The organism is Streptococcus pyogenes (assembly GCF_002055535.1).
GTDB lineage: Bacteria > Bacillota > Bacilli > Lactobacillales > Streptococcaceae > Streptococcus > Streptococcus pyogenes.
The window spans coordinates 358,525-370,579 of sequence record NZ_LN831034.1; the positions used below are offsets into that span (position 1 = coordinate 358,525).

Genomic DNA, 12,055 nt, shown 5'->3' on the forward strand with positions numbered 1-12,055 from the left:
ACTAACACAAAATCTCAAACGCTTTCAAAAACAGCTCCTAAGCTTAAAAAAGCTGATGAACAGATTTGTTGAACTTAAGAGAGATTGCCATGATTTTCTAATCATTTGATGTTTAAAATGATAAAAACATGAACTTGAAATGAAATAATGAGAGGAGTAAACTAGAACCATATCAAAAAATAATGAAATGGAGTGGTTTTATGAAAACAAAATCAAAACGCTTTTTAAACCTAGCAACCCTTTGCTTGGCCCTACTAGGAACAACTTTGCTAATGGCACATCCCGTACAGGCGGAGGTGATATCAAAAAGAGACTATATGACTCGCTTCGGGTTAGGCGATTTAGAAGATGATTCAGCTAACTATCCTTCAAATTTAGAAGCTAGATATAAAGGATATTTAGAGGGATATGAAAAAGGCTTAAAAGGAGATGATATACCCGAACGGCCCAAGATTCAGGTTCCTGAGGATGTTCAGCCATCTGACCATGGCGACTATAGAGATGGTTATGAGGAAGGATTTGGAGAAGGACAACATAAACGTGATCCATTAGAAACAGAAGCAGAAGATGATTCTCAAGGAGGACGTCAAGAAGGACGTCAAGGACATCAAGAAGGAGCAGATTCTAGTGATTTGAACGTTGAAGAAAGCGACGGTTTGTCTGTTATTGATGAAGTAGTTGGAGTAATTTATCAAGCATTTAGTACTATTTGGACATACTTAAGCGGTTTGTTCTAAAAAATATTTTTTATAGTACAATTTTTTAGCAAATTGTTTTGAAAAAGAACACTTTATAAATAGTTCATATTTATAGTATAATACCTAATTCAAGTATTTTTAAATGGTTGGTGAATTCTTGGCTGATAAAATTCTTTATTAGTGTTGAGCAGTCCCACTGTTTTAAAACAATTTTCTGCTATAATTGGGATAATCCCTTTAGTAGTCAGGCCACCTCTGATAGGGGTGGCTTTTTTGGGTTTTAGTGACCCGTGTGTTGAGAAAGGAGCATTTATGCCAGAAAAGAAAGTGTTGCCCGTCCTAAGCATAGTGGTGAGTTTTGTCTGCCTGCTTGATCATATCTTCTTTTTTGCTACTTATAGTTATCTCTACTTACCGCTTGTAGCAAGTAGTCTAGCTCTTATCGGTCTGGTGCAAAACAAAGGCAGGCAAAAGGTGTGGTCGCTAGCTGGACTCGTCCTAGCTGCTCTAGCCGTGGCAGTAGTGGCCTATGCCTACTATGACCCAACCGTCATCCCCTACTAACCTTAACCACTCCTTCGCACGCAATCAACAGCACAAAAAGCACCCCTGACAGGTGCTTTTTGTGCTTTAGCCAACCTATAGCCTCGTAATCCCTCACTGAAACAGTCCCTTAAAGTTCCACCACTGATCTTGGATGCTCTCACTTAACCGCTGATGCCAAGGTTTATGGTCTTCTTCTCTTATCTGCTTTAGCATGCTTTCTTCTAGCTGTTTTTGTTGCTTTTCCTCTTCCTTTTTTTGAAGTGCTTCTTCAGCTTCTTTTTCTTTTTTTATAGTATCAGAGTCTCTATAGATATAGCTACCGACATAAAATCCGTCTTCTCCTTTAAATGAGAAAGTTAATTTTTCTCCTTTCTTCAAAGGATCTTCTCCTAAGTTAAGAATATAAGGTACTCCTGTATAATATTGACGATAAGGATCTGTTTTTGTTATATTTTTTTCGAGAATAGGACTAGCTAAAATTCCTCGTTCTTTACTGTTATGATCACATTGTCTGTAAAGATATACCCACCATCCTTGAGGGATATATATTTTTACTACTTTACTACCAACATATAAGTCTTCTAGAGTGATTGTGTTGCCACTATAATCTTTAATTTTTTGTTGAGGTCCATCCAAATCAAATTTTACTGGCTTTTGTGTACTACTTTGTTCATCCTCCGCTCTGACGCTACTAGTTACCCCGATGGCAAAGAGTGCCAGTAGCAAAGTTAATGTCTTTTTCATTTCGTTCTCTCCTTTTGCTCATTTTTTAAGACAAGGCTTATTATACCAATTCTTGCGCTAAAAAGATAGGGATTGATTGGCTGAGGCGATCGGAGAAGTCCTAGATTTCTCTGAGTGGCTGCCACTCACTTAATGTTTCACTATTTTATTGGGATATGCTAATACTTCAAGATATCTTTATATCGTCTATAGTCAAGAGCCTATTTGACACTTTATCTCTATGTAAATAATTTGCACACTCTGTTAAGTGCTCTTTTTGGTCGCTTATCCTCTTTTAAAGTTGTTTTATGTCAGTTGAAAACGATGTTTCTTGAGTAACCTAACTTACCTGATATCTCGTATCGTGATACGTTATTTATCAATATTATGAAATAGAACAACGATATTAGGCATTCTTTTCGATTAACTTCGAATAGCTTAATAAATGTTTATCATCTGCAATTTTTAGCATAATTTAAAGAAATACGACTGTATCTTGATAGGTACTGTTTTTTGATGTCTTTAACAATATATTCTCAAATTTTCAAGAATAACTACCTTGCTAAAGATATATTTTATATTTTTAATTTTCTCATAAAAACAATCTATCGAAAACTATTTACAAAAATAAAATTTATTATATAATAATCTAGTGTTTTTATAATTTATAGCACATGTAATTAAAAAAGGAAGGTTTTTATGAAAAAAACACTATTATTAAGTACTGCTGTTTTGACGCTAGCCGGTACTGTCGCCCTATTAACTCATTCTGTAGATGCATCGACTTATTCTTACTACAGCACTAGTCATTTTTTAAGACAAGATGGAAGAGAGACTCTTAGAGAAGCTAAATATGCGGCAGAGTTACAAATTAGAAACTTGTTAAGTCAGTATCATATTAATGGAAAAGAATATAATAATTATTTCAGATATTATTATAGACAAGCTATGCAAGCTAGAAATATAGACGAAGTTAATAAAATCATTGAAGATTTAGAAAAAAACTTGCAAGCACAATAAAGTAAAGATTAATCCAGATATATATAGTAGCAGAGTAATTCTCGCTGCTTTTTATTTCAACGCTTTACGTTTATGGATACCTCGCACAGTAATGACAAGCGCTCTTTTTGGTACTTTTATTGTCGTAAGAAATGAAGAAACGATTATTTTATTAGCCATAGCTACCCTCTAGCCATAAAAATACCTCTTAAGTAGATTTTGATTATTTAACCTGTCTACTTAAGAGGTATCATATCATATTTTATGAGCGGTTTTATATTTGGTATCAATATCTTATAGGGCAATTGATCATATTTATTGAAAGCTCCTATCTTATTTAGTCCAAAGGTAAATATCAAAATGGCTGAAATCTTTCATATTTATAGTCTTATTGTCTTTATATTTTTTAAAAATATCACTCCTTGTACTAGATGAGGTTGCATCATATAAGTTAAAACTTTCATGTTTATTGCCATTGATCGCAATTTCTAATTGCCCTTTTATGTATGGAGAATTAGGATCATAAATTTTGTATGTTTGCATAAGATATTGTCTGATTTTGAAGTCAAATTCTTGAATCGTAAAAATAGGTTTATCTATTTTTATGGGATTTATTAGTGTTTTTTGCTGGACTCCATCTATTAGTAAATTACCTACAATTTTACTATTTTCCGAATTACTGTTTACTGATGGTGTAACCCCACCATATATATAATAAACATCATAACGAGTAAATATGTACGGAAGACCAAAAATATTTACTTTTTGATTTTTCGTAAACTTTGTTGTAATATAGCTCTCGACCTCAGAATCAACTGAAAAATTTTTCTTTTTATAACTGGAAATATCAATATAAAAATCATGAGTAGTCAAGTAATCAATATTACAATTCGTATAATCTACTGGTATGATTTCGTATGCGTAATTTAATTGTAGCTTAACGTCTTTAATATTTTCACTATCTGATTTTACACTTCCGTACCCATGAAAGATTATTATAACTAAAATTATTGTTTTTATTATTCTTTTCATACCTCTCCTCGTTCACCTCGTACCCCACAAACTACTTTATCCTAAAAAACCATAAAATCAACATTGAGGACTTTTTTGGTTCCCATAAATTGTTAACTATGTCATTTTAGAGCAATCATATAGAGACTAAGATATAATTTTACCAAAGTTTTGAAAGCTATTGAAGAGTATCTTGATTTTGTCTAGGTTCTAAGCACCTGTAAGGGTGCTTTTTGTGCTTTAGCCAACCTCATAGTCTAGTAAACCCTCACTGAAACAGTCCCTTAAAGTTCCACCACTGATCTTGGATGTTTTCGCTTAACCGCTGATGCCAAGGTTTATTAGCCTCTCTTTCGGTTTGTTTTTTAAACATCTCTAGTGCATCATTTTCAAGATCTTGTCTCTCTAGGTCATCCTCAATTTTCTTAATTTCTTCTTCGTATTGTTTGTCTTCTTTTATGGATAGTGAATCTCTATAGAAGCAGTAACCTGCTCCCCAAAAATCTTCATCTCTGAATGTCAAAGTGACTCTCTCACCTTTTGTAAGTTGGGATGATAATTTAATAGTATGTTGGGTACCATAAGGTAATCTTTTAGAAAATTGACCTTCTTTATTCTCTGAGCTATTGCTTAAAGGTTTTTGTTCTCCAGAATTAGAAATGCTTGATTTTGGTGAATGTTCTCTAGAAATTTTGACCGACCAAGCTTGAGGAAGCCAGACTTTGATTTTAGATTCTCCAACAGAAAAATCTGATACACTAACTTCTTTTACTTTTTCCTGTAATCCATCAAGTATAAACTTATTCTGTTCATCCTCCGCTCTGACGCTACTAGTTACCCCGATGGCAAAGAGTGCCAGTAGCAAGGTTAATGTTTTTTTCATTTTTTCCTCTCCTTTTGCTCATTTTTAAGATAAGACTTATTATACCAATTCTTGCGCTAAAAAGATAGGGAGTTTATGTCTTGTGGTTGGGAAATGGCGTGACTATTCTTGGTAGGGGCAGACAGGTTTTTTCCTAGCCAGTTGCTAACCGTTACCCTTTTACCTTTGCAAGCCGTTTGGGCATCAGGTCGTGTTTTGAGGTTGCCAATACTTTTAGTTGCTTTTTGACAAAAATGCGTTATGATAGACTAAATAAAAGAAGATAGCATTTTCGATGAATGATGCGTGAGTCCACAAATTTATTTTTAGGAGTTTATAGACTGCCTAAAAGTGTCTATTTCGTCAATAAAGGAGAACAATATGACATTTGAAGAGATTTTACCAGGTTTAAAAGCCAAGAAAAAATATGTACGTACAGGTTGGGGTGGCGCTGAAAATTATGTGCAGTTGTTTGATACCCTTGAAGTGGATGGGAAAGTACTACAGGCGACGCCTTATTTTCTGATTCATGTTACTGGTGCAGGTGAAGGTTTTTCCATGTGGGCACCGACACCATGTGATGTGTTAGCAGAGGATTGGATTGAGGTCAATGACTAAAGTTGTTTTAGTGACGGGCTGTGCTAGTGGGATTGGTTATGCACAGGCCCGCTATTTTTTGAAACAAGGGCATCACGTATATGGTGTGGATAAGTCGGATAAACCGGACTTAAGCGGTAACTTTCACTTTATCAAATTGGATTTATCCTCTGAGTTAGCCCCACTATTTAAAGTGGTCCCCAGTGTTGATATTTTGTGTAATACTGCAGGGATTTTAGATGCCTACAAGCCACTTTTAGACGTCAGTGATGAAGAAGTGGAACACCTATTTGATATTAATTTTTTTGCGACGGTGAAGTTAACACGTCATTATCTTAGACGTATGGTGGAAAAGCAGTCAGGTGTTATCATCAATATGTGCTCAATAGCAAGTTTTATAGCGGGTGGCGGTGGTGTTGCCTATACGAGTTCTAAGCATGCCCTTGCGGGATTCACGCGCCAGCTGGCTTTGGATTACGCCAAAGATCAGATTCACATTTTTGGTATAGCACCAGGTGCTGTCAAAACCGCTATGACGGCTAACGATTTTGAGCCTGGTGGCTTAGCAGACTGGGTAGCTCGTGAGACGCCAATTGGGCGTTGGACTAAACCAGATGAAGTTGCTGAATTAACGGGATTTCTTGCTTCAGGAAAAGCGAGATCAATGCAAGGCGAGATTGTCAAAATTGACGGTGGCTGGACTTTGAAATGATCACATGCCTTAGCTTGAGCTGGCGCAGTAAGCCCTAGAGGTGTGATGAGTCAAACAGTCAAAGGAGATGAACAAATGAAATTAGCGGTTTTGGGGACAGGTATGATTGTTAAGGAAGTTTTGCCTGTCTTGCAGAAAATTGATGGTATTGATTTAGTTGCTATCTTATCAACAGTTAGAAGTTTAACGACAGCTAAAGACCTCGCTAAGGCACATCACATGCCTCTAGCTACGAGTAAATATGAGGCTATCTTAGGCAATGAGGAGATTGACACGGTTTATATTGGACTGCCGAATCACCTGCATTTTGCCTATGCTAAGGAGGCCCTTCTAGCTGGCAAACATGTCATTTGTGAAAAGCCCTTTACCATGACAGCAGGAGAATTAGATGAACTGGTGGTAATCGCTAGAAAACGAAAACTCATTTTGTTAGAAGCGATTACGAATCAGTACCTGAGTAACATGACCTTTATCAAAGAGCATCTTGACCAACTTGGCGATATCAAAATTGTAGAATGCAATTATTCACAATATTCTTCACGCTACGATGCCTTCAAACGAGGTGATATCGCGCCAGCTTTTAATCCTAAAATGGGTGGTGGAGCTTTACGTGATTTAAACATCTACAACATTCATTTTGTGGTAGGGTTATTTGGTCGCCCTAAAACGGTTCAATATTTAGCCAATGTCGAAAAAGGCATTGACACCTCAGGCATGCTTGTCATGGACTATGAGCAGTTTAAAGTGGTGTGTATCGGGGCCAAAGACTGCACTGCAGAAATCAAATCAACCATCCAAGGTAACAAAGGGTCACTGGCAGTGCTTGGAGCAACAAATACCCTCCCTCAGGTTCAGTTAAGTCTACACGGTCACGAACCACAAGTGATTAACCACAACAAGCATGACCACCGGATGTATGAAGAGTTTGTCGCTTTTAGGGACATGATTGACCAAAGAGACTTTGAGAAAGTGAATCAGGCTTTGGAACATAGCCGAGCTGTCATGGCTGTGTTGGAGCGCGCTGTTCATTCGTGATGGTAATCTGGTAGCCATTGCCTTTTGTGCAGGTGCTATGGTAATGGTTGAAAGACGTGTTTTCACGAGGGGGAGCCCCCTCGTGCTTTTTTGGCAAAAATAACTTGTTCAGGATTTGGGCTTTCTTTGTGAGATGAGAGATGCCTGACGAATTGATTTGATTAAAATAATGATAAAGCCAAACGATTTAAGAAATGACCGTTCGGAAATTCTGCCCCAAAGGGGCTCTAGAAGCAGTAAAATCGAATTTGTAAGCGTTGACACTGTTGCATAACTCTGTTACACTAAGAGAATGTCATGACAAAAATTACAGTGTAGGAGTTTAATTGTTTATGGAAGAGGATTATAACAAAAGAGAACCTGAGAAGTTTACGCAATTTCTGCGCCGTCAAAAGGTCGTCTTTTTTGTCGCATTTTTTGGTTATGTGTGTGCTTACTTGGTACGCAACAATTTCAAACTAATGTCAAACACTATTATGGTGCAAAATGGTTGGGACAAGGCTCAAATTGCGATCTTGTTATCGTGTTTGACCGTTTCTTATGGCTTAGCAAAATTCTATATGGGAGCCTTAGGGGATCGTGTTAGCTTGAGGAAGCTCTTTTCAATCAGCTTGGGTGCAAGCGCTTTGATTTGTATTTTAATTGGTTTTTTCAATAGTTCAATGGTGGTATTAGGAATACTGCTAGTCTTGTGTGGTGTCGTACAAGGTGCCTTGGCACCTGCCTCACAAGCCATGATTGCCAATTATTTTCCAAATAAAACACGCGGCGGAGCCATCGCTGGATGGAACATTTCTCAAAACATGGGATCAGCCCTCTTGCCATTAACCATCGCCTTGCTCACCAGTATGGGCTTGGTGGTACCAGCTAATGGCAATATTTTACTTGCCTTTTTAATCCCTGGCGTTTTAGTGTTCTTGTTTGCTTTGTGTTGCTGGAAGCTTGGCGGTGATAACCCTGAGTCTGAGGGACTTGACTCTCTTCGAACGATGTATGGTGATGCGGGCGAGTCAGCTGTTGCCAGTGAAGAAGAAAAGCATAACCTGTCTTATTGGCAACTCATCTGGAAATACGTTTTTTGTAACCCGTCGCTCTTACTTGTTGCTGCTGTCAATGTGGCCCTTTATTTTGTTCGTTTTGGGATTGAAGACTGGATGCCGATCTACTTGTCACAAGTAGCCAATATGTCAGAGGCTCATATCCATTTTGCGATTTCAATGTTAGAGTGGGTCGCTATTCCAGGCTCGCTGGTATTTGCGTGGTTAGCGGTTCGTTATCCTAATAAAATGGCCAAGGTTGGGGCTATTGGGCTTTTTGTGTTAGCGGCTATTGTCTTTGTCTATGAACGCTTGACTGCCACAGGTGCTCCAAATTATTTCTTGTTGCTTGTTATTGCAGGTATTTTAGGGTCATTGATTTATGGCCCACAGTTGATCGTGAATATTTTAACAATCAACTTTGTTCCTTTAAATGTTGCAGGAACAGCGATTGGTTTTGTAGGAGTAACAGCTTATCTCATCGGCAATATGGGAGCAAACTGGCTGATGCCGATTTTGGCAGATGGTTTTGGCTGGTTTTGGTCATATATTGTCGTTGCAGCCTTATCTGCTTTTTCAGCGGTTGGTTATTTGATTTTAGCCAAACGTGAGGAAGAAATCATCAAAGATTAGCTAGGCAAATGCCTAAGAAAGACAGACTTATTGCTGAAGTCCTGTCTTTTTTAGTTATCACAAGCCGCAAATGACACTATAAAAGACAAGAAAATGCTAGGATGTTTCAGGAAAAAAAGAGAAAATATGCTATAATGAGAAGGTATTTAAATTATATAGTAAGGAAAAACAAATGACAAATTATGCCATTATTTTAGCAGCGGGCAAAGGGACTCGCATGACTTCTGATCTCCCAAAAGTTCTTCATAAAGTATCTGGACTAACCATGCTTGAGCATGTTTTTCGTAGTGTAAAAGCGATTAGTCCTGAAAAATCCGTGACGGTTATTGGTCACAAATCAGAAATGGTACGTGCTGTCTTAGCAGATCAATCAGCCTTTGTCCATCAAACAGAGCAGTTAGGAACTGGCCATGCCGTGATGATGGCAGAAACACAACTAGAAGGACTAGAAGGGCATACCTTGGTGATTGCAGGAGATACTCCCTTGATCACTGGAGAAAGCCTGAAGAGTCTGATTGATTTTCATGTGAATCATAAAAATGTCGCCACTATTTTAACAGCTACGGCTCAAGATCCATTTGGTTATGGTCGTATTGTTCGCAACAAAGATGGCGAAGTGATCAAGATTGTTGAGCAAAAAGACGCCAATGAGTATGAGCAACAATTAAAAGAAATCAATACAGGAACCTATGTGTTTGATAACAAGCGTCTCTTTGAAGCGCTCAAATGCATCACTACCAACAATGCTCAAGGAGAGTATTACCTGACTGACGTTGTGGCTATTTTTAGAGCAAACAAAGAAAAGGTAGGAGCCTATATCCTGAGAGACTTCAATGAAAGTCTGGGAGTAAATGATCGTGTGGCCTTAGCAATAGCTGAAACAGTGATGCGTCAGCGCATTACCCAAAAACATATGGTCAATGGGGTGACTTTCCAAAATCCTGAAACTGTTTATATTGAAAGCGATGTTGAGATTGCTCCAGACGTCCTTATCGAAGGAAATGTGACCTTAAAAGGGCGTACACATATCGGCTCAGGAACTGTCTTGACGAATGGTACTTATATTGTGGATTCTGAAATTGGTGATAACTGTGTTGTTACCAATTCGATGATCGAATCATCTGTTTTAGCTGCAGGAGTTACGGTTGGCCCTTACGCCCACCTTCGACCGGGAACGACCTTAGATAGGGAAGTCCATATCGGTAACTTTGTCGAGGTCAAGGGTTCTCACATTGGTGAAAAAACAAAGGCTGGGCATCTGACTTATATTGGAAACGCTCAGGTTGGGTCTTCAGTCAATGTTGGGGCTGGAACCATCACTGTCAACTACGACGGCCAAAACAAATATGAAACAGTCATTGGAGATCACGCTTTTATTGGGAGCAACTCGACTCTCATTGCACCTTTGGAAGTTGGGGATCACGCTTTAACAGCAGCAGGTTCAACGATTTCAAAAACAGTTCCTATCGATAGCATTGCTATTGGTCGTAGCCGCCAAGTCACAAAAGAAGGTTATGCCAAGCGCCTAGCGCATCACCCAAGTCGAAGCAAATAATTCAAGATCTATTTAGTAAGGAGGCCAGGCATGAAATTTGAAGAAAAAACGCTTAAGAGACAAACAGTTTTTGATGGTCATATTTTTAAAGTTGTTGTGGATGATGTTGAACTTCCCAACAATCTGGGGCAATCCAAGCGAGAATTAATTTTTCATCGTGGTGCCGTTGCTGTTTTGGCTATTACTCCTGAACGTAAGATTGTCCTTGTCAAACAATACCGTAAGGCTATTGAACGTGTCTCATACGAGATCCCAGCGGGTAAGCTAGAGATTGGTGAGGAAGGCTCAAAGCTAAAAGCTGCTGCACGTGAGCTAGAAGAAGAAACAGCCTATACGGGGACATTGACGTTTTTGTATGAATTTTATACAGCGATTGGTTTTTGCAACGAAAAAATCACACTTTTCTTAGCGACAGACCTAATACAAGTTGCCAATCCCAAACCTCAAGACGACGATGAAGTTATCGAGGTCTTAGAGTTGACATATCAAGAGTGCATGGACTTAGTCGCTCAAGGTAAACTTGCTGACGCTAAAACGTTGATTGCTTTGCAATACTATGCCTTACATTTTGGAGGTGAGCAGTGATGGGAAGGCCATTGTTGACCGATGATATCATCGAAAAAGCGAGACGAATGGAAACATTTGAGCCAGATGATGCTGTAAACTTTGACACAAAAGTAATGACGCTACCAGAAAAAGATGATAAAGCACGCATTTATAAAAGTCGTCGGATTGAAAATGCCAAACGCAGCCAATTGCAATCTAAATTAAATGTGATTTTGATAGCTGTTATGCTGTTAATTGCCATCTTGGTATATGCTATCTTTTATCTTTAAAAAAACGTAAGGAAATGATATGAAAATAGGAATTATTGCTGCTATGGAGGAGGAGTTGTCCCTGCTCTTAGCAAATCTTTTGGATGCTCAAGAACATCAGGTGCTTTCAAAAACTTACTATACGGGTCGTTTTGGCAAGCATGAGCTCATTTTGGTACAGTCGGGTGTTGGAAAAGTGATGTCTGCTATGACAGTTGCGATCTTGGTTGAGCATTTCAAAGCCCAAGCTATTATCAATACAGGATCAGCAGGGGCAGTCGCTTCACATTTAGCGATCGGAGATGTGGTGGTTGCAGATCGGTTAGTGTATCATGATGTGGATGCTACTGCATTTGGTTATGCTTATGGTCAAATGGCTGGTCAACCATTATACTATGATTGTGATCCACAGTTTGTGGCTATCTTCAAACAAGTCCTAAAACACGAAAAGACAAATGGCCAAGTTGGTTTGATTGCAACAGGAGACAGTTTTGTTGCTGGTCAGGACAAGATTGACCAGATCAAAACAGCTTTTAGCGACGTGTTAGCAGTAGAAATGGAAGGCGCAGCTATTGCTCAAGCAGCACATACTGCAGGGAAACCCTTCATCGTTGTTCGTGCGATGAGTGATACCGCAGCGCATGATGCCAATATTACTTTTGATCAATTTATTATAGAAGCTGGCAAGCGTTCGGCCCAGACATTAATGACATTTTTAGAAAACTTACCTGTTTAACTCACTTTATCGTGAGACAATTAGCTGGATAATCTCTATTTTAGGAGTCTGGTCACTTCTTGTTTTGAAACCTAAAAATAAGAATTGCAATCACTT

Annotated in this window: 14 protein-coding genes; 11 read left to right on the forward strand and 3 right to left on the reverse strand. The window is 38.4% G+C overall.

All coding sequences use genetic code 11. From position 1 onward, the window contains the following. Nucleotides 1–200: 200 nt before the first annotated feature. Both B6D67_RS01960 and B6D67_RS01970 read left to right on the forward strand, forming a co-directional pair. Nucleotides 201–737 (forward strand): FliH/SctL family protein, encoded by a 537-nt coding sequence (locus B6D67_RS01960; protein ID WP_011285408.1) that lies wholly within the window; start codon nt 201–203, stop codon nt 735–737. A 273-nt stretch (nt 738–1,010) separates the two neighbouring features. Further along, a complete protein-coding gene (locus B6D67_RS01970) occupies nt 1,011–1,262 on the forward strand; it encodes a hypothetical protein (protein WP_010921947.1) in 252 nt (83 codons plus the stop codon). 93 nt (nt 1,263–1,355) lie between these two features. On the opposite strand, the gene B6D67_RS01975 is transcribed toward B6D67_RS01970, so the two are convergent. Beyond that, nucleotides 1,356–1,988, reverse strand: coding sequence for a hypothetical protein (locus B6D67_RS01975; RefSeq protein WP_010921948.1), 633 nt, complete (start codon nt 1,986–1,988; stop codon nt 1,356–1,358). Nucleotides 1,989–2,666: 678 nt separating this feature from the next. Between B6D67_RS01975 and B6D67_RS01980 the strand changes: the two genes are divergently transcribed. Next, nucleotides 2,667–2,987 (forward strand): hypothetical protein, encoded by a 321-nt coding sequence (locus B6D67_RS01980; RefSeq protein WP_002993880.1) that lies wholly within the window; start codon nt 2,667–2,669, stop codon nt 2,985–2,987. Nucleotides 2,988–3,299: 312 nt separating this feature from the next. On the opposite strand, the gene spej is transcribed toward B6D67_RS01980, so the two are convergent. Beyond that, nucleotides 3,300–3,998, reverse strand: coding sequence for a streptococcal pyrogenic exotoxin SpeJ (gene spej, locus B6D67_RS01985; protein WP_010921949.1), 699 nt, complete (start codon nt 3,996–3,998; stop codon nt 3,300–3,302). Nucleotides 3,999–4,245: 247 nt separating this feature from the next. Next, the gene (locus B6D67_RS01990; protein WP_010921950.1) at nt 4,246–4,860 is read right to left on the reverse strand and encodes a hypothetical protein; all 615 of its coding nucleotides are present in this window, start codon (nt 4,858–4,860) and stop codon (nt 4,246–4,248) included. Between the two features lie 360 nt (nt 4,861–5,220). Here B6D67_RS01990 and B6D67_RS01995 point away from each other — a divergent pair, with 360 nt between their 5' ends. From B6D67_RS01995 to B6D67_RS02030, 8 genes are all read left to right on the forward strand, one after another. Further along, entirely contained in the window at nt 5,221–5,457 is a 237-nt protein-coding gene (locus B6D67_RS01995) for a DUF2829 domain-containing protein (RefSeq protein ID WP_002990844.1), read from the forward strand. After that, the gene (locus B6D67_RS02000) at nt 5,450–6,148 is read left to right on the forward strand and encodes a 3-oxoacyl-ACP reductase (RefSeq protein WP_010921951.1); all 699 of its coding nucleotides are present in this window, start codon (nt 5,450–5,452) and stop codon (nt 6,146–6,148) included. The genes B6D67_RS01995 and B6D67_RS02000 overlap by 8 nt, the downstream gene beginning before the upstream one ends. Before the next feature lie 75 nt (nt 6,149–6,223). Beyond that, entirely contained in the window at nt 6,224–7,183 is a 960-nt protein-coding gene (locus tag B6D67_RS02005) for a Gfo/Idh/MocA family protein (protein WP_010921952.1), read from the forward strand. 332 nt (nt 7,184–7,515) lie between these two features. Continuing rightward, on the forward strand, nt 7,516–8,853 hold the full coding sequence (locus tag B6D67_RS02010) for an MFS transporter (RefSeq protein WP_010921953.1): 1,338 nt from the start codon (nt 7,516–7,518) through the stop codon (nt 8,851–8,853). A 172-nt stretch (nt 8,854–9,025) separates the two neighbouring features. Continuing rightward, the gene (gene glmU / locus B6D67_RS02015) at nt 9,026–10,408 is read left to right on the forward strand and encodes a bifunctional UDP-N-acetylglucosamine diphosphorylase/glucosamine-1-phosphate N-acetyltransferase GlmU (RefSeq protein WP_010921954.1); all 1,383 of its coding nucleotides are present in this window, start codon (nt 9,026–9,028) and stop codon (nt 10,406–10,408) included. 30 nt (nt 10,409–10,438) lie between these two features. Next, on the forward strand, nt 10,439–10,993 hold the full coding sequence (locus tag B6D67_RS02020) for an NUDIX hydrolase (RefSeq protein ID WP_010921955.1): 555 nt from the start codon (nt 10,439–10,441) through the stop codon (nt 10,991–10,993). Then, the gene (gene macP, locus B6D67_RS02025; protein WP_010921956.1) at nt 10,993–11,244 is read left to right on the forward strand and encodes a cell wall synthase accessory phosphoprotein MacP; all 252 of its coding nucleotides are present in this window, start codon (nt 10,993–10,995) and stop codon (nt 11,242–11,244) included. Before B6D67_RS02020 ends, macP begins: the two co-directional genes overlap by 1 nt. A gap of 19 nt (nt 11,245–11,263) precedes the next feature. After that, nucleotides 11,264–11,959: a 5'-methylthioadenosine/adenosylhomocysteine nucleosidase gene (locus tag B6D67_RS02030; protein ID WP_010921957.1), complete on the forward strand. Its 696-nt coding sequence runs from the start codon at nt 11,264–11,266 to the stop codon at nt 11,957–11,959. Nucleotides 11,960–12,055: the final 96 nt, after the last annotated feature.

Bases quoted from the DNA above. Each gene is read 5' to 3' on its own strand.
- glmU (WP_010921954.1), top strand. From the start codon at position 9,026: ATGACAAATTATGCCATTATTTTAGCAGCGGGCAAAGGGACTCGCATG.
- macP (WP_010921956.1), top strand. From the start codon at position 10,993: ATGGGAAGGCCATTGTTGACCGATGATATCATCGAAAAAGCGAGACGA.
- B6D67_RS02005 (WP_010921952.1), top strand. From the start codon at position 6,224: ATGAAATTAGCGGTTTTGGGGACAGGTATGATTGTTAAGGAAGTTTTG.
- B6D67_RS02030 (WP_010921957.1), top strand. From the start codon at position 11,264: ATGAAAATAGGAATTATTGCTGCTATGGAGGAGGAGTTGTCCCTGCTC.
- B6D67_RS01960 (WP_011285408.1), top strand. From the start codon at position 201: ATGAAAACAAAATCAAAACGCTTTTTAAACCTAGCAACCCTTTGCTTG.
- B6D67_RS02020 (WP_010921955.1), top strand. From the start codon at position 10,439: ATGAAATTTGAAGAAAAAACGCTTAAGAGACAAACAGTTTTTGATGGT.
- spej (WP_010921949.1), bottom strand. From the start codon at position 3,998: ATGAAAAGAATAATAAAAACAATAATTTTAGTTATAATAATCTTTCAT.
- B6D67_RS02010 (WP_010921953.1), top strand. From the start codon at position 7,516: ATGGAAGAGGATTATAACAAAAGAGAACCTGAGAAGTTTACGCAATTT.
- B6D67_RS01975 (WP_010921948.1), bottom strand. From the start codon at position 1,988: ATGAAAAAGACATTAACTTTGCTACTGGCACTCTTTGCCATCGGGGTA.
- B6D67_RS01990 (WP_010921950.1), bottom strand. From the start codon at position 4,860: ATGAAAAAAACATTAACCTTGCTACTGGCACTCTTTGCCATCGGGGTA.
- B6D67_RS02000 (WP_010921951.1), top strand. From the start codon at position 5,450: ATGACTAAAGTTGTTTTAGTGACGGGCTGTGCTAGTGGGATTGGTTAT.
- B6D67_RS01980 (WP_002993880.1), top strand. From the start codon at position 2,667: ATGAAAAAAACACTATTATTAAGTACTGCTGTTTTGACGCTAGCCGGT.
- B6D67_RS01995 (WP_002990844.1), top strand. From the start codon at position 5,221: ATGACATTTGAAGAGATTTTACCAGGTTTAAAAGCCAAGAAAAAATAT.
- B6D67_RS01970 (WP_010921947.1), top strand. From the start codon at position 1,011: ATGCCAGAAAAGAAAGTGTTGCCCGTCCTAAGCATAGTGGTGAGTTTT.